Below are 25,948 nucleotides of genomic sequence, written 5' to 3'. Positions count from 1 at the left end.
CCATAATGATGTCTAACAAATCAAAACCAATGAATATAAAACCATTTTTGGCCTTTATCTTCCTATTCTTAGGAACCTTTATACAGGCACAAAATAGTTTAAAAGTATTAAATGCAGCAGCCGGACCGGGCGAAAAATCGTCTATTTTAATTGATCTAGCTAATGCCGATGAAGTAGTGGGAGCAGAGTTTACGCTGACTGTTCCGCAGGGATTAATTGTAAGCGAGAAAGAAAGTAAAATTGTAGAAAGCCGAAAGGGCGATCATGCTATTTACGTTAATATCGAAAAGAATAATCCGCGAAATTACCATTTCATTATTTTGTCGCTTACCAGTACTTCTTTTAAAGGAAACAGCGGTAATTTATTAGAAATTCCAATCGAAATTCCGTTAAATTATACTTCGGGACAAACGCACAATTTAGATTTATCCGGAGTGGTTTTAAGTTCAAAAAATGCAGTAGATATTGGTTCGAACCACGTAAACGGAAAACTGACAATTGCCACAGCACAATATCCAGATTTAACCATTTCTGGAATCGCCGCAGCCGAATCTAAAATTACTCCCGAAGGAAAAATCAACCTTTCCTGGAAAGTGGATAATATTGGAGGCCGAATTGCTTCGGGCGGATGGATTGAACAAATAAGCATTGTTTCTGATCAAACCGGATTGGAATACAATTTGGGTACCGTTTCTTATAATGAAGATTTAGACAAACAGCAGTCAGTAAACCGAAGCTCTGTATTTAATCTCCCTAAAGTTTTAGGAATTGAAGGAAATGTAAAAGTTAAAATAAACATTATAGCCAATACCGCTGTAAAAGAACCGGAATCTTTAAAAAACAATAACAAAGTTACGGCAGCAACTTCCATTCTTTTAGAAAAACGTTTGTACTTAACTTTAGATAAGAAGAGCATAGACGAAAATTCAAACGAAGTGATCAGAGCCACTTTAACCCAAAGCGGTGACAGAAGCAATGATAAAACATTTGATTTAACGGCTTCCTTACTTTCACAGCTTCAGTTTGATGCATCAGTAAAAATACTAAAAGACCAGTCGTCGGTTGTTTTTTATATTAAACCAATCGATAATACGGCTAATGACGGAAACAGAACGGTAACATTATCGGTATCAGGAAATGATTATCCTGCAGTTTCAGATGCTGTTGAAATTATCGATAACGAATATTCAGTAATTACTTTAACTCCGTCTAAAATTGCAGCAACAGATGGTGAAACTATTACAGTTACGCTGGAAACGGGTTATGCTAAAACCAAAGACACAAAATTTACGATTACAGCAGATCAGAGTTCACGCTGGACCGTTCCGGCAGAAGTGACGCTTCCGGCAGGAAGTAAAACAACTTCTTTTACCGTAACAGTAAAAAACAACAAAGTTCCTGAACAGACTGTAACCGGAAAGCTGACTCTTAGAGCCGAAGGTTTTCAGGCAGGAAATACGGAAATCATTTTAAAAAGTTCTAATGTTCCCGCTTTTGAATTGGAGATTGCACCGCCAACCATTTCAAAAGGAGACGGAGTTTACGCCACTTATGCCACATTAAAACGAACATCTAAATCAGAAATCAATACAGCAGTACGCTTAAAGGCAAGTATTGCTAATGCTTTGATTCTTCCTGATGTAATTGATTTTCCTGCCAATGTAAATTCGAAGAGATTTAATATTGGAGCGATAAATAACGGAATCGTAGATGGAACAAAAGTGGTCAACGTAACAGCCGATGTTTATGTATCTTCTTGCAATTGCACGATTCCTGCAGGAGACGGAAGCAGTGCCAGTAAAAACATTACGATTCTGGACAGTAACGGACCTGCTTTAACTGTAAAAGCCAATCCGGCTACAGTGAAAGCCGGAGTTCAGAAAGCAGCAAAAATTACCATTTCAAGAAATACGGTTGATACTTCTACAGCGGTTTTAGTGAAACTGTCTTCAGATTCGCCTACAATTGTTTCTATTCCGGCACAAGTTTCTATTCCGGTGGGGCAGGAAAGTGTTGAGGTAGAAATTAATACGATTATCGATCCATCGAAATCTGGCGATCAAACCGCTCGTATTCAGGCAGAAGCCACTAGTTTTAGTTCTGGATTTACATGGATTTTAGTGACAGATCAAAATAAACCAGATGCTGTTGTTAACTCGGTAAAAACACTTGCCGAAGCCAATGGAGAAGATACGATTGAAGTAACAACCTCAATAACCAATCAAGGATTTGCGACGTTAGTAAAAGGTTCAAAAATAGAATATTTTTTATCGAAAGATAAATTAACTAAAAACGCTATTCTTGTATTTACTTCACAAATTGATTCGGATATCGAATCGGGCAAAAAACTGGATATTATAAAATCGATTAAACTGCCGCAACAAGCAGGAGAATATTATTTGGTTGCCGCCGTAAATTCAGATCAAAAAATAAATGAATTATCGTATACGAATAATGAAGCGTACTCAGCTATAAAACTATTCTCGAGCTACAGCGCCACAAGTTCAGTTTCTAAACCAATCTACAAATCAGGTGAATTGGTTACGATTACAGGATCGGCTAAAATGGCAAACAATACACCTGCAGCAAATAAAGAAGTAGAAATCATTATTTCTACAGGCAGCTTTGCACGTTCGTTTAAAGTAAAAACAAATGTATCAGGAAACTATGCTTACGACTTTGAACCGCTGCAGGCAGAAAGCGGACATTACACAGTAAGTGCCGGATATCCGGGAACAAAAAATGCAGTTCAGGCAGCATTTGATATTGTTGGTTTTGAATGGACAAACAAACCTTCGGATTATTTAAAATGGGATGTTGTAACCAAAGTGCCGTACAAAGGCGAGTTTTTATTAAAGAACAACAGTCAGACTCCTTTAACTAATATCAAAATTGAATTACCGGCTGATGCAGGGTTTACAATTCAAACCAATGCATTGACATTGGCTGCAGGACAGGAAGCTGTTTTGAACTATACGATATTGGCAGAAACGCCATCGGCAGAACAAAAATACTACGAAATCAATTTCAATATAACATCAAATGAAGGTGCCAAACTTCCAGTTTTAGCGTATTACCATGCTAAAGCGCAAACGCCAAAATTAACGGCAAATCCGGTAAGCATCAATACTACGATGATTAAAGGAAGTTCTCGTTTTTATGAAATCACAGTTTCAAATACCGGAGCAATAGATGCAGAAAAAGTAAAAGTTGATGTTCCGAATCTGGAATGGATGAAACTAAAAAGTGCTGTTGTTATTGACAAAATTGCACCAAATGAATCAGCAAAAGTTATTCTGGAATTAGTGCCTACAGACAAACAGCAGTTAAATGTACCGCTTTCCGGAAACTTAGCTTTAAATCCATCAAACGGAGGAGGAATAAGCATTCCTTTCAAAATAGAAACTGTTTCAGAAGCAACTGGTTCTTTATTGATTGATGTTGTTGACGAATATACTTTTAATACCGAAAGAGCACCGCATTTAAAGAATGCAAAAGTGGTGGTTCGCCATCCGTTTTCGGGCGTTATTTTAGCAGAAGGATTAACGGATGAAAACGGTTTATTCAGTACGCCTCAAATTCCAGAAGGTTATTATACCGTAACCGTAACGGCAGATAAACACGCATCGTATCAAAATAATTTATTAGTAGATCCGGGTAAAGTAACAAGTCAGAGAGTATTTATTTCGTATCAGGCAGTAAGTTACGAATGGGTTGTAAAACCAACGGAAATAACAGACGAATACCAGTCTGATTTGGTAGTGAAGTTCGAAACTAACGTACCAAAACCAGTAATTGTTATTGATATTGATAATCCGGTTTTAGATTTAAAAACAGGAGAAAGCAGAATGAGTTATGCCACCGTTACCAATCACGGTTTAATCGCCTTATCAAATGTTACTTTTAATGTAGACAGTCAGGGTGATTACAAGTTCAAACTGATGATTGATAAAATAGATGTATTAAATGCCAAATCGACCATTATCGTTCCGATATTGATAACGAAACCGGCTTCAAGCGGAAAAAGCGCTTCCGGTGGTCAAAATTGCAGTTATAACTTAATTACAAGAGGAACTTATATTTGCGAAACGGCACAGGATTTAGCAGCCTTTAAACCGTATTATGTATTAACCTGTTCTACACCAAGTACGCCGGTTGTAGGTGGAATTCCTAATTTTAACGGAGGTGGTTTTGGAGGATTAATTCCTATTGGAAATGCTATTGGAAACATTGTTACAGGACTTCCTAATTTCTGCGATCCATGTTTCTTAAAAGTGGTAAAAGGAATCTGGACATGCGGTATGACTATTAAAAGTGTTGTTACTTGTGTAACAGCGATTGGAGCAGCTGTAGAAACTGCAGGAATTGCAATTCCGGTTGCGGTTTACAAATGTTACAAGACCATAAAATCGGTTATGAAATGTTATAAAGCCATAACCGAAGGATATGAAGCCTGCTACGGACAAGGATCAGGAACGGGCAGGAAAGCAGGAGAAAATTCTGTTCTGGATGAAATGTACAACAACATGAAGGAATATGAAAAATCCCTGAATGCGTATCAAAATTCACTAACAGAATTGTTCGGCACTATTAATCCGGATGCAGAAGGATATGATGCATTTTCAAATTATGTTGTACCAATTGTAGAAAAACAGTCTAAATTATCTCAAAACGATATTACAATTTTAACCGCTTTAGTTTCCGGAAAAGGAATTACTGCAGAAGAAGTTGGAGCATTTGCCGCAAGATGGAACAATACAGTTGATGCGTGGAATGCAGGAGTATTTGCACCAAATGGAGCATATCCAAATATCGTGAATAAAACGAAGTTAAATGAATATGCAGCAATTGTTGGATTAGTTGAAAAATATGCAAAATCAAAAGGATATGCTGATTCAACAAAAATGATTGAAGCCTCTTTAGAAGAACTTGACAAATATATTGCTGAGAAATCGCAGGCAAGCTCTGTATGTGCTACTGTTACCGTTAAGTTCTCTCAAAAAATCACCATGACGAGAGAAGCTTTTGAAGGTACTTTGACTTTAAACAACGGAAGCGATGCGAACACGATTAAAGATGTTAATCTTGACTTGTTGATTAAAGATGAAGCTGGAAACGATATGACACATTTATTCCAGATCAACAAAGACGCTTTCTTAAGCGGAACCGGACTTGTAGCGCCAACCAGCAGTCAGTCAGGAACAGTAATTTTTATTCCAACAAAAGATGCAGCGCCAACAGTGCCAAAATCTTATGCATTTGGAGGAACTTTATCGTATTTAGATCCTAATACAGGCGATAGAGTAACGGTACAATTGTACCCGGTAACTCTTGAAGTAAATCCAAGTCCGGATTTAGTACTGCATTATTTTATGCAGAGAGACATTTTAGGAGATGATCCGCTGACAGATAAAATCGAGCCGATTGTTCCGGCAGAAATGGCTTTATTAATTAAAAATGAAGGTTACGGTCTTGCTAAAAATGTTCAGGTAGAATCTGTTCAGCCAGAAATTATCGAGAATAAAAAAGGATTGTTAATCGATTTTGAAATTGTGGGAAGCAACTTCAATAATGAGCCAAAACAATTAGGTTTATTAAATGTTGATTTCGGAAATATTGAACCGCAGAAAACAGCTCTTGGACAATGGTGGTTTACCAGTACATTATTAGGTCATTTTGTAGAGTATGATCTTAAAATAAAACATTTAAGCAGTTACGGAAACAAAAATCTAAGTCTGATAAAAGCATCTTATGTTCACGAATTAATAAAAAGTGTAAAAGCCTATCAGGCAGGACAGGATAACATAAACGATTTCCTTGTAAATGATATTGCAGATGCTAATGATACTCCGGATGCCATTTATTATTCAAATGGAGGAAGCGACGAAGTGTATAAAGTAAGTACAGGAACAGTTTCAAATGCTATTTCTCCAAGTCAGCTTACAACAACTTTAACCATGAATTCATCTAAAACAGGATGGAATTACGGAAACATGGCTGATCCTGGATCTGATAAATATAAACTGGAAAGAGTAGTTAGAATTAGTGATAATCTGGAACTGCCAATTCAAAATTTCTGGCAGACACACGTAACGTTAAAAGACGGATTAGAGCCTAAATATGAAAACAATCTGCATTTCCTTGATAAGATTTCAGGGTTAGAAAGATATACTTTGTATTACAGTATAATCAATGCAAATGTGCCAAAAGTAGCTTCTTTTGAAAGTCTACCGTCAACCACTACAAAACCAGTAGAATCGGTTCAGGTTAACTTCAATAAAGCAATTAAGCCAAGTACATTTACATCGCAGAATATTACTTTAATTCATCAGGGAACTAAAATTCCGTTTAACGATAGTTTTATCGGTAAAGTAAACGATTCTACGTATGTTTTAAATATCAAAACATTGTCATTGGCTTCGGGTTATTATGAGTTAACAGTTCAATGTGCCGGAATCAAAGATTTAGAAGACAATGAAGGCGTTGAAGGAAAAAGCGTTTCATGGATTCAGATAATCGGCGAATTGGGAATAGTTCAGTTTAAAACTGATCAAATCGAAGCACAGGCTGTAAACAGTGTTGAAATACGTTTTAATAAACCGGTGAAACCAGTTCAGTTTACCAAAGAAAAACTAACGCTGAACGGAAAAGCACTTGAAAACATTTCTATTGTAACCGAAGATAATCTGAAATATACCATTGTAGGATTAAACGAATACAATAAAGAAAACGGCCAATATGAGCTTGCAGTAGATTTACCATCGATTAAAGCAGAAGACAATACTTTTGGATTAATTGTGCAGACACAAAAATGGAAAGTAGATATTGTGATTCCGGAAATCGATGCGTTTACTCCAAAATATCAGGGAGCTGTACACAGTCAAAACGTTACAGATCTTTTGGTAACTTTAAATAAACCGGTAAATAGTTTTGAGAAAAACTGGATTACACTTTATAAAGGAAGCGTAAACTTAAATGCCAATCTAACGGTAACCAAACAAGACGATTTACATTATCTGATTTCTGGTTTAGGAGAATATACAAAAGCAGAAGGCGGTTATAAAATTGTAGTAGATCAAACGAGTCTTAAAGACCTTTCGGGTAACTTTGGAACAGGAAATTCAAATACCATGTGGGAAGTGAAGTTTGGAAAACCTACTGCACCAGCCAATCTGCGTATAACGCCAGACAGAGGAACATCGGCGGTAGATAATATTACTTCTGGTAACGATTTGTCGATTGCTTTAACAACAAGCGGTAACAAACAAGTAGTAGAATTATATGCTGTAACGCCAACCGGAAGAACTTTCGTGAGCAGACAAAATGAAGAAACGGCAAAAGAAGTTTTAATTCCGATAAAAGGATATATTGGTAAAAATACTTTTGAAGCCATTGTTTACGATGAATTCGGAAATGCGAGCGATGCAAGCAAAGTTGAGGTTTACATTGACATTGCAGATCTTAGCTGTACAGTTACGCCATTAAGTGCCAATGATTGTTCAGAACCTGAGGTTTTAAAAGTTCAGTTTGCCGATGAAATTATAGCTTCGGGATTGACTAAAGACAACATTATCGTGAAGTCGGGCGGAATATCAGTTTCTAATGAAAATATAACCTTAACCAAAGTTTCGGATAAAGAATTTGAAATTGGAAATATCGAAAAATTCGCCGGAGATCATTCATTCGGAATTGACTTAACCAAACTGAGCAAAAAATCAAGCGGGTTACAAGGAAAAGGAATTGTCTCTGCAAATGTTGAGGTTGGATTAAATAACAATGCAGCAATTACAGGTGATATCTTGATTACAAGAGATAATACAACCGTAACGTATACCGCGACGCAATCTATGCAGACTTATACGTGGAATGTTACCGGAGGAGAAATTACGGCTCAAAGCAATAACACTGTAACAATCAAATGGACAGAAAAAGGTACGCAGACACTTTCTCTGCAATATCTGACTCAGGGTTCATGCAGTAAAACAACGTCGTTAGAAGTAAAAGTTGAAGCAACATTATCTGTTGAAAATCCGACTTTAACTCAAAACGGATTCTTTATTTCTCCGGTTCCAAATGACGGAAACTTTACTTTGAATCTGTCAGGCGATGAAGGAACTTTCGATTTGATTATTTTTGATGTCAACGGTAAAGCGGTTTACAAACAGCCGAAACTGGAAATCACAAATGATTATAAAAAAGAAATAAAAACACATTTAAGAGCTTCGGGAGTTTATTTCTTAATACTGCATAATGCAACTAAGAGTTACAAAGCCAAGTTTTTAATTAAATAAAATTTATAAAAGAGATGTCACTTTAGACATCTCTTTTTTTTTGAAATTATATCAAAAAAAACATTCCGTTTGAGAATATTTTTTAAGACAAAGTATATCGTAGAGACGCACAGCAGTGCGTCTGCATCTCGTGAATCCATTATGAGAAATACGCTGTGTAGACGCACTGCTGTGCGTCTCTACGATAAATGATGTGTAATAAAAGAGGCTGTCCTTACTTTCGGACAGCCTCTTTTTTTTAAACAAGACTGATAAACAAAATTGCTCCAGCGGAGCATAAAAAACGAATTACATCAAATAATTTAATTTATTAAAATACCCGATATTTGCATTTCAAAAAACAGACTAACATTTTATGATAGAAATAAACGAAAACCATTCATATCCTTTCAAAGACGTACTTTTTACATTTGCCTTAGCTTCTGAAGCAGCCGAAGTTTTTAAAGACCATACTGCGCTTATCACCGGAATTGGCAAAGTCAATGCTGCTTACGAATTGACAAAAGCGATACAACTAAAAAGACCTTCGGTAATTGTAAATTTGGGTTCGGCGGGGAGTACTCATTTTAAGAAAGGAGATGTAGTTTGCTGTACAAAATTTGTTCAAAGAGATATGGACGTGAGAGGACTTGGTTTTGCTCTGTACGAAACGCCTTTGTCTGGTTTACCGCCAGTTTTAGAATATGGTCTGGAAATGGACGGTCTGCCGTTAGGCATTTGCGGTACGGGAGATAGTTTCGAAATGCAGCATTCTGAAACGATTTATGACGTGGTCGATATGGAATCTTACGCGTTGGCTATGATTGCCATGAAAGAGAACATTCCGTTTTTGTGTTTGAAATACATATCAGATGGTGCCGATGACAATGCAGCCGAAGACTGGAGTGTTCAGGTTCATAAAGCTGCGGTTGCTTATGGCAGTATTTTAAAATTGAATATTAACGAATCTTCAGCTAATTCTTAGAGGATACTGAATAATATTTTTTCTCTCGCAGATTTAGCAGATTTTTTGATAAAGATTGACAAAGAATAATCTGCCAAATCTGCGAGCGTTTTATCTGCGTATTTTTTAAAATCATTTTAATCTTTTATCCCGATAGCTATCGGGAGTGGCAGAATAAAACTTTACAACTGAGACTTTGAAATAAAAAAAAGGCTGCCTGAATAGATTTCAGACAGCCTCTTATAACTGCAGTTTTTAAGTACTAATTCAAAAATTTACGACCAATTCTTTAAGATTAATTAATTCCTCCTCCTAAAGCTTTGTACAATAATACCTGCGACTCTGCATTTTTTAATTGAATGTCAACAAAGTCTAGTTCGGCCTGCAGTTTATTTTTCTGGGCATTAATAATTTCCAAATAATTGGCATAACCGCTCAAATACAAATCATTTGAAACGTTTACGGCGATTTCGAGATGCTCAATTTCCTTCGATTTATATTTTAAAACATCTACAAAAGATTCTGTTCTGTGCAATAAAGCACTCAATTCATTATAGGCTGTTGTAATCGTATTTTGATATTGCAGCAATGAAATTTCCTGTCTTTTATTCGATACAAAAAATTCCTGTTTAATTTGTCCTTTATTAAAAACCGGAGCCGTTAAACCACCAAGCAATTGCCAGGCAAACGATCCGTTATCAAAAAAAGTAGAAAAAGAAAACGAATTAAAACCTGCATATCCACCCAAATTTAAAGTCGGGAAAAAGGCGGCGCGCGCTGCTTTTGCATCGGCATTTGAGGCACGCAGTTCGTGATAGGCTTCGGAGACATCGGGTCTTTTATGAATAATCGAATCAACACTAATTTTTTGATTTAAAACTTCCAGATGACCCGAAAGGAAATCAGCACTTCTTTCGATTTTGCCGCCATATTCACCTAAAAGATTCAATAAGGCCTTTTCGGTTTGATCGATGCTTAAGTTTAATTGTTCGGCTTCAGCCAAAATATTATTATTCTGCGCATTAAACTGCTGTACCGCTAATTCTGTAGCTTTCCCAACAGATCGTTGTGCTGCTACAATATCAAGCGCCTTTTGCTGTGTTTTCAGGTTGTTTTTGTAAATCTCAGCTTGTTTATCTAAAGCAATGAGTTTGTAATACAAGTCGGCAACATCACTTAACAATCGGGTTTGCAGTAATCGCATTCCCTCCTGCGAAGCAAAGAATCGTTCGCGTGCTGCTTTTTTACGATTGCTCAGCTTTCCCCAGATATCGGCTTCCCAGGAAACTTTACCGCCTAAAAAGAGGTTAGGAGAAACATTTTCGTTTATCCTTTGTTTCTCATTAATATTTTGAGAAAAATTGGTATCAAAATTCCCTACACCATCCATAGTATATTTTCCGTAATGCGTTCCGGAAGCATCTGCAACAAGATCTAAAGACGGCAGCAAAGCCAGTTTTGCCGCTTTTAAATGAGAATTGGCAATTAAAATTCTTTCCTGCATAATTAAATAATCAGGATTTTGAGCAATAGCTTTCTTTAAAAGATTTTCGAGTTTGGCGTCTTTAAAATACGTTTCTGTTTTTAACGGAATAAAATTCTGCAGACCGTCAGTCGCTTTTTTTCTTTTTAAGTCAAAATTTTCAGGCAGTTGTTTTGCTGCCAGATTATCATTGATTTTAGGAGCAGAGCAGGCGGTAAGAAGCAAAACGCCGCCACAGATTATATATCGATTGATTTGTTGTTTCATGTTTTAATTTTTATTCATTGCTTTTTCTAATTTGGCAAACAGGATGTAAAGTCCCGGAATTATGACAAGTCCGAAAACAGTTCCTATAAGCATTCCTCCGGCAGCAGCGGTACCAATAGAACGGTTCCCTACCGCTCCGGCTCCGGTTGCAATACACAACGGAATTAATCCTGAAATAAAAGCAAAAGAGGTCATAAGAATAGGCCTGAAACGAAGTCTTGCGCCTTCAATTGCAGCCTCGGTAATGTCTCGTCCTAATTTGTTTTGTGCCATGGCAAACTCCACAATCAGGATGGCATTTTTGGCGAGCAGACCAATCAGCATGACGAGTGCCACCTGAGCATAAATATTGTTGTCTAAACCAACCATTAAAAGGGCAAGGTAAGAACCAAAAACCCCCACAGGAAGACTCAATAATACCGGAAACGGAAGCAGTAAACTTTCGTACTGTGCGGCAAGCAGTAAATAGACAAACAAAATACATAAGGCAAAAATGTAAATGGTTTGGTTTCCGGACAGAATTTCTTCGCGCGTCATTCCGGACCATTCGAGTTCAAAACGGCTTGGGAGTTTTTCTGCTGCAATTTTTTCTACTGCTGCAATGGCATCTCCGGAGCTGTAACCTTCGGCAGGTTCTCCGTTAATCATCGCCGACATATACATATTGTATCGCGTTAAAACTTCTGGTCCGTAAACGCGTTCCAGTTTTATAAAAGTCGAAAACGGAACCATTTCGCCAGCATCATTTTTCAAATACATATCCAGAATACTTTCCGGATTTTTTCTAAACTGTGGACTTGCCTGAACCATTACTTTATACATTTGAGAGAAACGAATAAAGTTGGTTGCATAAAACGACCCTAACATGGTTTGTAAAGTCGCCATGGCATTGTCTACAGAAATTCCTTTTTTGGCCGCAAGATCATAATCGATGTGAACTAAATACTGCGGGAAAGTAGCATCAAAACTGGTAAAAGAGTTTTGTATTTCTGGCGAAGCGTTAAGTTCTTTAATAAAGTTTTTAGTTACTTCATCGGTATTATTAATGGTTCCGCCTGATTTGTCGAGCAAACGAAGCTCAAAACCGCTGGTATTACCAAATCCGGGAACCGTTGGCGGCGCGAAAATTTCGATCTGTGCATCTGTAATCCCTCTTGTTTTTTCGGTTAGTTTGGCAATAAATTCGTTTACCGAAATATCACGTTCTTTCCAGTCTTTCAGGTTAATCATTCCCATTCCGTACGAAGCTCCGGCGATTTCGGTTACAATACTGTATCCGGCAAGCGTTGTTACGTTATCAACACCATTGATTTCTTTGGCAAGACGTGTTACTTCGTCTAATGCTTTTTCGGTACGTTCTACGGTTGCTCCTTGTGGTGTGGTTACGTTTACATAAACCATTCCCTGATCTTCAGACGGAATAAATCCGGAAGGAAGAAACTTGCTTGTTCCCCAAGTAAACAGACAGAATAAAACCAATAACCCAACTGTAATCGAAGTACGATCGGCAAATTTTACCAATACTCTGATATATTTAGAAGTAATGCTGTCAAACCATTTATTGAAGCTGTGGAAGAACCTGTCAAGCAAAGATGTTTTTTGTTTATTAGGATCGTGTGCTTTCAGCATAATGGCACATAAAGCCGGAGTAAGCGTAAGCGCGTTGATTCCGGAAATGACAATACTAATTGCCATCGTTAGCGAGAACTGTCTATAGAAAACTCCAACCGGACCACTCAGAAAAGCTACAGGAATAAACACAGCGGCCATAACAATGGTAATCGCAATAACGGCTCCGGTAATTTCTTTCATAGCGCTGATCGTGGCGGGCAGAGGATCCATGTGTTCTTCGGAAATTTTTACGTGAACAGCTTCGACGACGACAATGGCGTTATCCACTACAATTCCGATAGAAAGAACCAAAGCAAAAAGCGTTAACAAGTTGATCGAGAATCCCATCATCGACATAAAAGTAAACGAACCAATTAAGGCAACAGGAACGGCCAATACCGGAATTAAAGTCGAACGCCAGTCTTGAAGGAAGAGAAAAACCACAAAGGCAACCAGAATAAAGGCTTCAATAAGGGTTTTTAAAACCTCGTCGATCGAAGCATCAAGGAAACGAGAAACGTCATAAGCAATATTAAATTCCATTCCCGGAGGAAAAGAAGTTCCTTTTAATTCTGCCATTTTTTCTTTTACGCTGGCAATAACTTCAGATGCATTAGAACCCGGACGTTGTTTTAGCATAATAGAAGCCGAAGGTTTTCCGTCGGTTTTAGAAACCATTCCGTAGCTCATCGAACCAAATTCAATGTTCGAAATATCTTTTAATCGTAAAATGGTTCCATCTGAATTGGCTCGCAGCGGAATTTCTTCATATTGTTTCGGTTCAAAGAATTTTCCGCCGTATTTAATAACATATTGCAGCTGATTGTCAAGCTGCCCGGATCCTTCGCCCACTTTTCCGGGAGCGGCAGAAATATTTTGTTTTTGAAGGGAACTGATCACTTCATTTGCCGAAATATTATACGAAAGCATCTTTTGCGGATCCAGCCAGACACGCATCGAATATTCTTTCTGGCCCATAATTTCAGCACGTCCTACACCATCAATACGTTTTAATTCCTGAAGAATATTAATATCTGTAAAGTTGAAGATAAACTGTTCGTCCTGAGTTTTATCGGTACTCGTAATATTCAGGTACATCAGCATACTGTTTACCTCTTTTTCGGTGGTAACTCCGGCCCGAATTACTTCTTCGGGAAGTTCGTCGAGTATTGTCGTTACACGGTTCTGAACATTTACGGCCGCTAAATCGGGATCGGTTCCTACTTCAAAGAAAACCTGAATAAGCGTTAAACCATCGTTAGAAGTTACGGTCGACATATAGGTCATTCCGGGAACACCGTTTATGGCACGTTCTAACGGAAGCGCAACGGCATTGGCAGAAACCTCGGCATTGGCTCCCGTATATTTTGCCGTAACTGTTACAGAAGGCGGTACAATATCCGGAAACTGGGTAATAGGAAGCTGAAACAAAGCCAGTAATCCTAAAAGTACTATCATAACCGAGATGATTAATGATAATATTTTTCTTTTGATAAACATTTCTATCATTGTGAAATCTTTTAAATATGTATACTAATTACAGGTTTACGTTTTGGGTTTCTTTTACATTGATTTTATCGCCGTCACGCAAAGACTGAATGCCTTCCTGAACAATTAAATCGTTGTTTTTTAGCCCTTTGTTTAAAATGTATACATCGTCAAGCGTACTTCCAATGGTTATGTTGGTCATTTTTACAATGCCTTCTTTGCCCACCAGAAACACGAATTGTTTATCCTGAATAGAAAAAACGGCTTTTTGCGGAATTATAATCGCATCTGTTTTAGGTTCTGAAATAATTAGTTTTCCTGAAGTTCCGTGTTTGATAAATCCCTGCGGATTATGAAATTTTGCTTTGTATTGAATAGAACCTGTTTGTCTGTCGATTTCTCCGTCGGCAGTTCTTAATTCTCCTTTTTGGTCGTAAACCATTCCGTTTGGCAATACCAATTTGATATCACCTTGTGTATGAAGGGTTTTGTCTTCCATCATTTGGAAATAGGTATTCTCAGGAATAGAGAAATAGGCGTAAACATCGTCTAATTGTGAAACTGTTGTAAGCAGCGACCCGTTTTCGACCAGACTTCCTTCTTTAAACGGAATTCGGTCCACCGTACCGTCAAAAGGCGCACGGATTGTGGTAAAACTAATCTGCTGGTTGATCGCTTTTCTTTCCGCGGAAGCGTGAGCTACTTTGGCAGAAGCCGCATCATGTTTTGCTTTGGATAATTCTAATTCTTTATCGGCAATTACCTTTTTATTGAAAAGAGTCTGAGCTTGTTCCAGCTCTACGGTTGCGATTCTTAAATCGGCCATACTGCTTTTGTAGACAGCCTGAGCTTTTAAAAGTTGTATTTGAAGTTCTACATCGCTTATTTGAAATAAAAGCTGGCCTTTTTTTACTTTTTGGCCTTCGCTTACATATACTTTGTCGAGTAATCCGGGAATACGAACGTGAATTTCGACATTGTTTTTGGCGTGCACATCGGCCACAAAACGATTAGAAACGATGGTATCTTTTAAAGTTACCTTATAAACGGGAACTGTTTTTATTTTGTCGGAGTTTTTGTTGGCTTTATCTCCGCACGAGACTAAAACAAACAACGATAGAATGACGATAAAAAAGGAATTGTTTTTAATGTTCATGATTAAATTTGGTATTATATAAATAAATAGATTCTCTCCCTTATAGAAGCTATAGGGAGTTTGTAATTGGGTTTAGAAAAAAAACAGGAATGCTGCGAATACTATCTTATTAGATAATTTCGAGCCGGTAAATATTTTTATAAGCAGAGATATACTCTTTGTATATGGTTAGGTACACAAAAAGATACTGCAGCTGAAAAACTGCATTTTATAAAAATACAAACGTTATTCTAGAAACTAGAACAATTGGTATAAGTGAAGGTAAGTATGACGCTGAATCTGGTATATAGAAGCGATACCATAAATTAAGCTTCTTTTGTAATTTCTGAATTTAATCAGATTGCTGTAATAAGGAGGTCTTAAAGTACTGCTGTCTAAAGTAGTCGCGCGATACTTAAGTTTCTTTTTTACAACATAATGAATTTGGATTTCCTTGTTGTGTAAATCAGTAGAGGAGAACTGCGGAATTTCTTCAGGAATATAAGCACATTGACTTTCAATTGTCTCCGGTTCGAAGTGATATTGATACGACTCCGTGCTTCTAACAAAGAAAAGCAGAAATAATAAAAGTATACAAGTGAACTTGGTATTTTTCATCGAGAAATTCGAGGATTATAATTTTTTTATGAATAGAGGCTTATATTTCGTGTGCCAAATATACTACTTTGAAAAGTAAGCAGGTCTTAATTTTTTTTTAAAATCTGAAAAAAAATTAAGCATCAAATTTTTTTGCAGCGTAGTCCAAAATCAACTTAATTTTTATCATCACAACACATTAAGAATACCTATTGTAAGAAAAAATAGATATATTTGAAAAAGAATTCCAAACATTTAATACCAAAAACAATTTAAACAAACCAAAATGAAAAAAATCCTGCTATTACTAGTTTCAGTTACAATTTTTAGCTGCTCCAAGGACGAGTCAGAAACAAAAAAGTTAGAATCTGTCGAACAGCCAATTCCAGAAAAAGTCTTTGATGGATATGTTAGACTTACATCTCAGGCAGAAGTAGACGCATTCGTTGAAAAACGATACACAAAAATTAACGGAGGTTTATTGATTGGATTTGATAATACAACATCAAGTTCAAATATTACGGATATTTCGGGCTTAAAAATGCTGAGTTCTGCTCAATATCTTTATGTAGGGAATAATACGTTATTGACTAATCTTGATGCCCTGTTTAATATCAAGGAATTAACTGATGGTTATTTAGTCATTAAGAATAATGCTAAGCTGGAAAACATAAAAGGCTTAAAAAATCTAACCCAAATAAAAGGGCGTATAGAAATTGGCGATAATCCTGCACTTGTATCTTTAGAAGGATTAGAAGGTATTCGCGAACTTTCGGATGCATTGATAATTTATGGCAATAATATCGAAACATTAAAAGGATTAGGTAATTTAGAAAAAATAGGTAAAAATTTAGAAATAACATATAGCCAGAAACTTAAAAATCTAAACGGACTGGAGAAACTGGCTTCTATTGGTGATAGTTTCTATTTGTGGCATAATGATGTAATAACGAATATTGATGCATTAAAAGCGCTAAAATCTATTGGAGGAAGTACTCTTTTTAGATTAAACAAATCTTTAGTAAATCTTGATGGATTCATCAATTTGACTTCTATAGGTAAGGAGTTCAGTATAACAAATAATTCTGACGGCGCTTTAATAAGTATCAGCGGCTTAAAAAATCTTAAATCAAACGGATTAGTTATACAAATTATCGGAACTGAACTTAAGGATTTTACAGGTTTAAATGCTATGACTAGTGCCTATTCGCTTAATATTCAAAATAATTCAAAACTAAAAGACTTAACGGGATTAGATAATATTACCGCTGTAACAGCTGCTCTTAACATTCACAATTGCAATTTCGAAACCTTAAAAGGTCTTAACAACATTAAAAGTATTGGAGGAAATCTGTATATTGGTAACAGTGCTAATTTGGTTACTATTGATGCACTTCAAAATGTGGCTTCAGTTGGCGGCTATATAAAAGTGGAAGGGAATAAATCACTTACGAGTTTTTGCGGTTTAAAAGTGCTGCTTGAAAAAGGTCTAAATACTGATTTTAGAGTAGAAAATAATTTATATAATCCAACTATTCAGGATATAACAGGTAATAATTGCAGTAAATAAAGCATTTAAAATTTCTACATAAAAAAAAACTGCAGCGGTTATAAAGCCTCTGCAGTTTTTTATTTTATGATTTTTTGTAATTTGCTTTCCGTAAAAACAGATATTTTCAAGATTATGCCCCAAAATCCTTCGCCGGAAGATGTAAAAAAGATTTTTGATTCTTATTATGCTTCAGATACCAATATCTGGGATGCTTTTTCGGAAAAAATTGAAATAAGAACCTTCAAAAAGGCTGAAATTATAAAGGAATACGACCATATAGAAAAGTACCTCAATATTATTATTAAAGGTTCGGCGGGATTATTTGTTTGGGACGGAAGCAGGGATATCTGCATTAATCTGCTTTATGAAAGGTCTTTTATAAGCGATTATCTGTCTTTTCTTAATCAAAAACCTTCTGTTATAAAAGTAGAAGCTTTAGAAGATATTACGTTATGGTCGATTCATCATTTGGATCTTAAAGAACTCTACGGACGCTCTGAAGCAGGTTTACGAGTTGGGAAAGCAGTTTCGGAAATGTTGTACATTCAAAAACAACAGCAGCAAATTGATCTTTTAACTCTGACACCGCAGGATCGTTATTTAAAATTAATTGAATCCAGACCCGAGATATTTCAGCGGACACCTTTAAAAGTAATTGCATCTTATCTTGGATTGACGGCCGAAAGTTTGAGCCGGATTCGGAAAAGAATTACCGAAAAATGATTTCTTACCCAAAGTCAATTTTATTCTTATTTCCTATTCCTAAGTTTGTCTCAACCTAATCAAATAGATAACTTATGAAACTTAAAATTAATTACGGGGCAATTGCAGTTTTTTATATCATTGCCATTGCATGCAGATTTATAGCAGCTAAAACAGATTTATTGGCGAATGTTGGTCACGAATATATTGGAATTTTACTTCGCGGAGTTGGTCCGGCTTTAGGTGCATTTGTCGCGATAAAGATATTCTCGCTTCAAAATCCAATGTCTTTAAAAGGAATATACAGTAATTATGTTTTGCCTTTTGTTGTTTTTTGGGTACTTCCGGCACTTTGTATTACCACATTATACTACTTTATATATGGCAAGTTTCCAATTTTGTTTACGTTTACGGTTTTAGTATACGGACTTTTGGAAGAAATTGGATGGAGAGGTTTTTTACAGGAACAGTTAAAAGGACTTCCTACATTTTATGCAACAGTAATTATTGCGCTGCTTTGGTTTCTGTGGCATTTAAATATTGATATGACGGCTTCTAACATGATTTTCCTGGGCACTATTTTCTTTGGAACCTGGGGAATTGGCAAGATATATTCTAAAACCAGTTCGCTTCTGGCTGTTGCAGGTGTCCATTCGCTAAATAATTTCTTTGTAAAAGGAGTTCATGAACAAGAATTAACGGTAATTCTGGCACTTTTAGCAGTTTGGATAGGATTTGTAATTGTTTACGACCGAAAACTGAAAGCTAAGTTTGCTTTACAAAATTAAAATAACAGTATTTAGTATAAAAAAGCCAATGAAACTACTCATTGGCTTTTATATTTATTGACTTTATGTTAATCAATTTTATATCCGTCATCAGAGAAACTTTCAATTTCCCTGTCATTTTCGTCGTAATCTTCTATTAAATCATCGTCCAGATCGTCTTCGTCTAAATCGTCGTCCTCATCCCAGTCATCTTCGAGATCATCTTCCTCATCTTCCTCATCTCTTTCAAGTGCGTTTGAGAACTCATTATCCAGATAATTTTGATCTTGAGTTAATAATTGTTCTTCTTCAAAATTTTCGTCGCCGGTATGTTCCTGCTCATATTGTTCGACATAACTTTGATTATCGTTTATGAAATTATAATCGTCCGGATCATAATATCTATTAGTATCTGCTATCATAAGAAATCTGTTTTAATTGATTTATCGTAAATAAGTTTCAAATCAAAAATAATAACATACTTGATTAACCACCTTATAGCATTTTTGGGAATGTTTATTTAATTATAAGAACATTTTTAACAGCGAGCGTTCTACTCGTATCCTAATTTTGTGCAATTTACAAAAAATGTTCATAAGGTGTTGATAAATAATAGGTTGTAGGGTGTGTTAAAATATTTTTTTGAATTGGTAATTATTATAAATTTATAATTGAATGACGGTTAATTATTTAAAAATATTTGAATATGGAAAGAGCTATAAAATTACAGGTTCGCAAAGAGCTTGACGGGCAGCAGCAGTTGAATATAATTAAATTAAAAGGCAGTTTAATATCTAAAGGTTATACTGAAATTATACACATCAGCGATCAGGATGATGAATTTCATATTAATTCATTTGAGACCGAAGCCGGCCGAGAGGTTAAAGAGTTCATCCAGGATTTTATAAATAGAGAAAATCTAAGTAATACAATAAGCGTATTGGTTAAATAATACTTTACTTATCTGCGTAAAAAAAGGAAATTACTGCGGTAAAAATGATATTCTATTTTATTAGATGTCATTTTTATCGCAGTTTCTTGCGTTTATAGTTTTCCTTTTCGGTTCCTTTTTAATATTTAAAAAGTTTTTTCTGTATTCAGATATACACATTTTTGTCATTTCGACTGAAAGGAGAAATCGCACCTGCATATCGACAAAGATTAGCTGATTTTCTTTGCGGAGTTCCTTGTGCGATTTCTCCTTTCAGTCGAAATGACAATGACTATAAATTTTCTTTTACTTTTTACATCCGTAACAATTCAAACCCAAAACAAGAACAAGTATAATAAGTAAAAAACAGGAAACCGAAATGAGTAAAAATACCCGTTTTAGCAGATGTGCAGCAAATGTTTTTATTTGAACCTGTTTATTGTGTAATTGACTGCTTTTGGAGTGTAGAATGACCTAAAGTTTACTATTTCATGAGTAGATTCTGAAGCACATAAAACGATTTAGTTTTTCAGAAAAGGATATTTCAGAAAAAATAAAAACCACGAATTCTTAATTCTTTTTTGAATATTTTGGCTTTTTTCAGGTACTAAATTTTACGGTTGAGTCTTGAAAAATGATTATTCGGTAAGTTTAAAATTAATAGAAAGCGTTTATTAAGGATTTTTGCAGGTAAAATGTTTAAAAATCAATTTTATGACTTCTCCACTAACTATAATCGCCGCCACCAATTTTTCGACAATAGCAAACAATGCCGTTACTTATGCCGCTGGTTTGGCAAAAGCAACAGGCGCCAGACTTGTTTTGTTTAATTCATTTTCTTTAGGAGTTCACAGCGCTAATTCTCGTATTACTGCCGAGGGAATGCAGAAACAAATCGAAAAAGCAGCCTTAAGACTTGAAACCCTGGCTTTAGAAATTGCAGATTTGTTTAAAATCGAGACAAGTTCTATTTGCAGTTATTCTTTTCTGGAAGACGAACTTTCTTTAATCATCAATGATACAAATGCCAATCTGGTTGTAATGGGAATGGCAGAACGTTCATTGGAACAGGATATTATGGGAAATTCGACTACAACGGTTATCAAGAATTTAAATATTCCCGTTTTGGCCGTTCCGGAAAATGCCCGTTTTTTAAATGCTAAAAAAATCCTTTATGCCTGTGATACGCTGAGTTTATCTTCTATAAAAAGATTTACCTGGATTAGACGTGTGATAGGAAACCTAGGCTCTGAAATTGAATTTTTCAGCGTTGATAAAAAGCTGGACGAAATAAAAGAGGAGCAAGGTAAAATCTTATTGAATTCTTCGATTGAAAAAGAATTTGAAGACGTAAAATACATTTATAAAAACGTGAGATCGAATGCGGTAATCGATGAAATTAGAAAAGAAATCAAAAATTTTAATGCCGATATTTTAGTAATGGTGCCTCAAAAATATGGTTTTTGGGATTCACTTGTACATAAAAGTAAAACCAGAATTATGGCAGCAGGATTAGATATTCCTTTATTGTCTATTCCGAAGAATTAAGCAGACGGCATTTAGAAAACTTTAAGATTAAGTAGTAAGATTTTTTGGAAATTTATGCTTTTTTATATTAATTCTTTGTTAATTATTGAAAAGCGAACCTGCCAATACGGCGAAAAATGCTAATTTTCTATTGTGTAAAAACAAAAATAAAATAACAAAAAAACAAAAACAATGAAGGCAGTAATTACAGCTGTAGGAGGTTTTGTACCCACTTCAATCCTGAATAATAAAACAATTTCGGAAACTGTTGAAACTACAGAAGAATGGATTGAAAAAAGAACGGGAATAAAAGAAAGACGAATTGCAGTAGGCAAAGGCACCTCGGATCTTGCCTTTGGGGCAATAGAAAATTTAATGAGCAATTATGAAGTAGAACCTTCAGAAATTGAAGCGCTGATATTGGCAACGGCCACACCAGACCATATTTTAGCACCAACGGCCAGTAAAATCTGCGAACTAAGCGGGTTAACAAATGCTTTTGGTTTTGATATGAACGGCGCTTGCAGCGGTTTTTTGTATGCGCTTGAAATGGGCGCCACTATGATCGAAAGCGGACGTTATAAAAAGATTATTGTAGTGGGCGCTGACAAAATGAGCTCGATTGTAGATTATGAAGACCGCAACACTTGTATTCTTTTTGGAGATGGAGCAGGAGCGGTGCTTTTAGAAAGAACAGAAACAGAATACGGATTAATGAAAAGTATTCTGAGAACAGACGGAAGCGGTACTGCCTCTTTAGTTGTTCCAGCTGGAGGTTCTAAATTTCCGGCAAGCATGCAGAGCATTGTTCACAAAAAACATTTCATCAAGCAGGACGGATCGTTTGTATTTAAAAAAGCAGTTGCTGCGATGTCAAGCGTATCGAGAGATGTTTTGATAAGCAATGATCTCGATGCCGATGAAATTGACTGGGTTATTCCGCATCAGGCCAACCTGAGAATTATTAACGCCGTAAGCGAAAACCTGAATATTGGCAATGAAAAAGTAAAAGTCAATATTGACCGATACGGGAACACCACATCAGCCACAATTCCGTTATGTTTATGGGATTATGCCGCTGATTTTGAAGAAGGACAAAACCTGCTTATTACCACCTTTGGAGCAGGATTCTCATGGGGCGCAACCTGTTTAAAATGGGGCGTTATGAGAGAAAGAAAATCACAAAAGTCTACAAAAACAGCTAATAAAAGAAAAGTGTTAGTGCCACAGTTATCTTAAATCTTATTCTATCTTTGTTATGTTAATGTGATAGTCGTAACAAGTTAGAAAGATTAAACACATAGGCTATGTTTGTTGATTAAAACAGGTCTACACATTTTTGTCATTTCGAGCGAAGATTTACTTCGTCTGTCCGCTATCGCTCGAGTCACCCTTCGGTCGAAATGACAATGATTGTGGTTATTTTGTGTAACACTATGTTTCTTATGTGTTTAAAAAATAATTAATATAATTCACCAATTGTTATAAAATAAATGGGTTCAAATATTCAAAATAAAATCACCGGGAAGAATTTTTTCTACAAATACTATAGAATTATAGTCATTCCGGTCGTTTTCTTGGTTTATTTGTCTTCCTATTATTTACTTAATCCGTACCAGGAAGATTCGTTAATATCGCTGGATTGGACATTCGATATCTTTATTATCCTGGTATATTGCGGTGTATTGACAGAACTAAGTCTTTTTGTTGGCCGAAGTTTAAATCGTTTAATACCCTGGGAACAGAATCCTATTTTTAGGGCCATTGCACAATTTATCTGCCTTATTGCAGGTAACATTCTTTTAAACTTTGTTTTTTCGCATTTATGGAATTATCTATATCCTGATGCCTGTTTAGAAGAAAACGAACTCCTTATTATCTGGCAGTCTAATATTATGGCCGCTATTTTATCACTTTTTATCAGTTCAGTACACACCGGAATATTTTTGCTAAACCGCTGGCGTGTAACCTCAAATGAAGCAGCCGAACTTAAAATAAAAGCTTCAGAACTTCAGGAAGCCGTAACACGTTCGCAGTTAGAATCCTTAAAACTGCAGTTAGATCCGCACTTTATTTTTAATAATTTCAGCACGTTAACAGAGCTTATTCACGAAGACCAGGAGGCAGCAGCAGCATTTTTGGAGAATATTACCCGTGTTTACCGTTATATGATTTCTAACTTAGATAAAGATACTATAACTGTAAGAGAAGAAATCGAGTTCTTGAACGCCTATTTTTATCTGCTAAAGAAACGATTAGGTGAAAAAATCGATTTACAATTAGAAATCGACAGCAATTGTCTTGACCTTCATTTACCGCCTTTATCGCTGCAGTTATTGGTCGAAAATGCTGTAAAACACAATATGGCAACAATATCGAGTCCGCTTATTATTTCGATTTATTCTGAAGGAAAAAATATAATTGTAAAAAACAATTTACAGCCTACTTCGGGTAAAGCTTTAGTGTCTACAGGCGTAGGACGTAAAAATATAGAGTTCCGTTATAAAATTTTATTCAACAAAAAACCTGTTTTTTCACAGTCGTTAGAAAGTTTTACAGTGCGTTTACCATTAATATAGAGAGTATGAGAATTTTGATTATTGAAGATGAGAGTATTAATGCCAGCCGACTTAAAAGGCTGCTGGAAGAATTAGAACCCAATTGCGAGATTCTGGACATTATCGATACTGTCGAAGGCGCAGTAAAGTGGCTTCGGACAAACGAAAAACCGGATTTAATAACCATGGATATTCGTCTGGCCGATGGAATTAGTTTTTCTATTTTCGAAGAAATAAAAATTACAAGCCCGGTTATTTTTACTACAGCCTACGATGAATATGCCGTTAGAGCGTTTAAGGTTAACAGCATAGATTATTTGATGAAACCTATCGATAAAAGCGAATTAGAATTTGCTTTGCAGAAGTTTAAAAGCTTATCCAAATCGGATACTTACGGCGATCTTGCCGGAATCTTAAAAGGCTTTATTAATAAACCGAGTTTTCGTCTTCGTTTTCTCGTTACCTATCGTGACGGCTATAAAAGCGTAAATGTTACTGATATCGATTTTATTTACTCCGAATTTAAAACCTCAAATTTAGTTTTAAAATCAGGGATTGTAATTCCAATTCCGCAGACCATGGAAGAACTGGAACAAGAACTCGATCCCGATATTTTCTTTCGTGCCAACAGACAGTTTTTCATTCGTGCCGAAAGCATAAAAGCGATTGCTAATTATTTCAATGCCAAACTTAAAATTCAGCTGAAAGCAGATCCCGAACGTGAGGTAATTATAAGCCGCGAAAAAGCACCGCATTTTAAGCAGTGGATGGATAGATGATGACTTGTAATCCTATAGTGTAAGGCTTTTTTTATGCACGATTATTTGGGTTGACTTACGTCTTCGTTTCAGTATCGAAAAATTCCGTTTGGGTAAATTTATCCTATTTTAAAGGTGTTTTGAGATGTTATTTTGCCGTCAAATTAGACGAATTCATTAAAGTGAAATTAAAATGGCAAAACAAATTTTTCAAAATTATAAGACACTCAGTAAAGCAGCAGTTTTATTGATTATAATCGGTTTTTCATCCTGCGGTAAAAGTGGTTCTGATGCAGGAGCTTTTGCACCGCCAAAACCTGAAGTTGATTTTCTCGAAACAAAATCAATTACCGGTGAAGTAGAAAAAAAATACCCAGGAACTGTTGAAGGTACCGTTAACGTTGACATTAAAGCTCAGGTTTCGGGTTATCTTGAGGCAATTTATGTTAAAGAAGGAGATTATGTAAACAAAGGACAATCTCTTTTTAAAATTAAAGGAGATGTTTATGCAGAGCAGGTAAACAGCAGTCGTGCTGCTTATAAAACGGCTTTGGCAAACTTAGCCAATGCTAAATTAGAAGTCGAAAAAATCAAACCGCTTGTTGATGGTAAAGTTTTCTCAGACATGCAGTTAAAAACGGCTCAGGCAACTTATGATGCAGCTGTTGCTCAAGTTGCACAGGCAAAAGCAGCTTTAGGATCTTCGCAGTTAAATGCAGATTTCTCTTTGATTAAAGCGCCTGTAAGCGGTTATATCAGCCGAATTCCAAATCGTATTGGTAATTTGGTTACACCTGCAGATGCTGTGCCGTTAACGGTTCTTTCAGACATTAATACCGTGTTTGTTTATTTCTCATTGACAGAAGCCGATTATCTTGCTTTTTCTAAAGAAGCCAAATCGGACCAAACCGTAAGTTTAATTATGGCCGATGACAGCGAATACGACCAAAAAGGAAAACTGGAAGTAGCGAGCGGTAACATCGATCGTACTACAGGAACTATTTCGCTGAAAGCTATTTTTCCAAACCCTAAAAAACTGCTTCGTTCAGGAGGTTCTGCAAGAGTGGTTTTAAACAACAATTTATCGTCTGTAATTACGGTTCCAATGGCGAGTGTTAAGGATATCCAGGATAAATTTTTCGTTTTTGTTTTAAAACCGGGAAATAAAGTAGCCATGGTTCCTATCGAAATCGCTGGAAACTCAGGAACAAATTACTTCGTAAAATCAGGTTTAAACTCCGGAGATAAAGTGGCTTTAAACTCAATCGACGTTTTGTACGACGGCGGAGAAGTAGTTCCTAAATCAACTGCGAAAACGATAAGCAGTAAATAATTTTT

The 25,948-nt window shown here is 36.0% G+C and carries 16 protein-coding genes; 11 read left to right on the top strand and 5 right to left on the bottom strand.

Features of this window, described 5'->3' with window-relative positions:
• The first annotated feature begins 29 nt into the window (after nucleotides 1-29).
• Nucleotides 30-8,291 carry a T9SS type A sorting domain-containing protein gene (locus tag AC1RRQ_RS11835; protein ID WP_493023231.1) on the top strand — a complete coding sequence of 2,754 codons (8,262 nt, stop codon included), beginning with the start codon at nucleotides 30-32 and terminating at the stop codon, nucleotides 8,289-8,291.
• Nucleotides 8,292-8,646: 355 nt separating this feature from the next.
• The gene (locus AC1RRQ_RS11830) at nucleotides 8,647-9,255 is read left to right on the top strand and encodes a 5'-methylthioadenosine/S-adenosylhomocysteine nucleosidase family protein (protein WP_493023230.1); all 609 of its coding nucleotides are present in this window, start codon (nucleotides 8,647-8,649) and stop codon (nucleotides 9,253-9,255) included.
• 274 nt (nucleotides 9,256-9,529) lie between these two features.
• On the opposite strand, the gene AC1RRQ_RS11825 is transcribed toward AC1RRQ_RS11830, so the two are convergent.
• From AC1RRQ_RS11825 to AC1RRQ_RS11810, 4 genes are all read right to left on the bottom strand, one after another.
• Entirely contained in the window at nucleotides 9,530-10,984 is a 1,455-nt protein-coding gene (locus tag AC1RRQ_RS11825) for a TolC family protein (RefSeq protein ID WP_493023229.1), read from the bottom strand.
• A gap of 3 nt (nucleotides 10,985-10,987) precedes the next feature.
• Nucleotides 10,988-14,104, bottom strand: a complete 3,117-nt coding sequence (locus AC1RRQ_RS11820; RefSeq protein WP_493023228.1) for an efflux RND transporter permease subunit — start codon at nucleotides 14,102-14,104, stop codon at nucleotides 10,988-10,990.
• 28 nt (nucleotides 14,105-14,132) lie between these two features.
• Nucleotides 14,133-15,239 carry an efflux RND transporter periplasmic adaptor subunit gene (locus AC1RRQ_RS11815; protein WP_493023227.1) on the bottom strand — a complete coding sequence of 369 codons (1,107 nt, stop codon included), beginning with the start codon at nucleotides 15,237-15,239 and terminating at the stop codon, nucleotides 14,133-14,135.
• Nucleotides 15,240-15,476: 237 nt separating this feature from the next.
• On the bottom strand, nucleotides 15,477-15,836 hold the full coding sequence (locus tag AC1RRQ_RS11810) for a hypothetical protein (RefSeq protein ID WP_493023226.1): 360 nt from the start codon (nucleotides 15,834-15,836) through the stop codon (nucleotides 15,477-15,479).
• Nucleotides 15,837-16,101: 265 nt separating this feature from the next.
• Between AC1RRQ_RS11810 and AC1RRQ_RS11805 the strand changes: the two genes are divergently transcribed.
• The 3 genes from AC1RRQ_RS11805 to AC1RRQ_RS11795 all read left to right on the top strand — a co-directional run bounded on the left by AC1RRQ_RS11805 (nucleotide 16,102) and on the right by AC1RRQ_RS11795 (nucleotide 18,857).
• The gene (locus AC1RRQ_RS11805) at nucleotides 16,102-17,385 is read left to right on the top strand and encodes a leucine-rich repeat domain-containing protein (protein ID WP_493023225.1); all 1,284 of its coding nucleotides are present in this window, start codon (nucleotides 16,102-16,104) and stop codon (nucleotides 17,383-17,385) included.
• Nucleotides 17,386-17,499: 114 nt separating this feature from the next.
• Nucleotides 17,500-18,090, top strand: coding sequence for a Crp/Fnr family transcriptional regulator (locus AC1RRQ_RS11800; RefSeq protein WP_493023224.1), 591 nt, complete (start codon nucleotides 17,500-17,502; stop codon nucleotides 18,088-18,090).
• A 74-nt stretch (nucleotides 18,091-18,164) separates the two neighbouring features.
• On the top strand, nucleotides 18,165-18,857 hold the full coding sequence (locus AC1RRQ_RS11795) for a CPBP family intramembrane glutamic endopeptidase (protein WP_493023223.1): 693 nt from the start codon (nucleotides 18,165-18,167) through the stop codon (nucleotides 18,855-18,857).
• A 68-nt stretch (nucleotides 18,858-18,925) separates the two neighbouring features.
• Here AC1RRQ_RS11795 and AC1RRQ_RS11790 read toward each other — a convergent pair whose 3' ends face one another.
• Entirely contained in the window at nucleotides 18,926-19,258 is a 333-nt protein-coding gene (locus AC1RRQ_RS11790; RefSeq protein WP_493023222.1) for a hypothetical protein, read from the bottom strand.
• A 284-nt stretch (nucleotides 19,259-19,542) separates the two neighbouring features.
• Between AC1RRQ_RS11790 and AC1RRQ_RS11785 the strand changes: the two genes are divergently transcribed.
• The 6 genes from AC1RRQ_RS11785 (at nucleotide 19,543) to AC1RRQ_RS11760 (ending at nucleotide 25,943) form a co-directional block, all read left to right on the top strand.
• The gene (locus AC1RRQ_RS11785; protein ID WP_071637585.1) at nucleotides 19,543-19,788 is read left to right on the top strand and encodes a hypothetical protein; all 246 of its coding nucleotides are present in this window, start codon (nucleotides 19,543-19,545) and stop codon (nucleotides 19,786-19,788) included.
• A 693-nt stretch (nucleotides 19,789-20,481) separates the two neighbouring features.
• On the top strand, nucleotides 20,482-21,315 hold the full coding sequence (locus AC1RRQ_RS11780; RefSeq protein ID WP_493023221.1) for a universal stress protein: 834 nt from the start codon (nucleotides 20,482-20,484) through the stop codon (nucleotides 21,313-21,315).
• A 171-nt stretch (nucleotides 21,316-21,486) separates the two neighbouring features.
• Complete coding sequence (locus AC1RRQ_RS11775; RefSeq protein WP_493023220.1) at nucleotides 21,487-22,533, top strand: beta-ketoacyl-ACP synthase III; 1,047 nt, start codon at nucleotides 21,487-21,489, stop codon at nucleotides 22,531-22,533.
• A 254-nt stretch (nucleotides 22,534-22,787) separates the two neighbouring features.
• Nucleotides 22,788-23,873 carry a sensor histidine kinase gene (locus AC1RRQ_RS11770; RefSeq protein WP_493023219.1) on the top strand — a complete coding sequence of 362 codons (1,086 nt, stop codon included), beginning with the start codon at nucleotides 22,788-22,790 and terminating at the stop codon, nucleotides 23,871-23,873.
• Between the two features lie 5 nt (nucleotides 23,874-23,878).
• The gene (locus AC1RRQ_RS11765) at nucleotides 23,879-24,631 is read left to right on the top strand and encodes a LytR/AlgR family response regulator transcription factor (RefSeq protein ID WP_493023218.1); all 753 of its coding nucleotides are present in this window, start codon (nucleotides 23,879-23,881) and stop codon (nucleotides 24,629-24,631) included.
• A 172-nt stretch (nucleotides 24,632-24,803) separates the two neighbouring features.
• A complete protein-coding gene (locus AC1RRQ_RS11760; RefSeq protein ID WP_493023217.1) occupies nucleotides 24,804-25,943 on the top strand; it encodes an efflux RND transporter periplasmic adaptor subunit in 1,140 nt (379 codons plus the stop codon).
• The last annotated feature ends 5 nt before the right edge of the window (nucleotides 25,944-25,948 follow it).

The sequence above is a fragment of the Flavobacterium sp. GW821-FHT12A05 genome (assembly GCF_058807735.1).
Note: the sequence above shows the minus strand (reverse complement) of the source record. Positions and strands in the feature narration are given on the sequence as shown.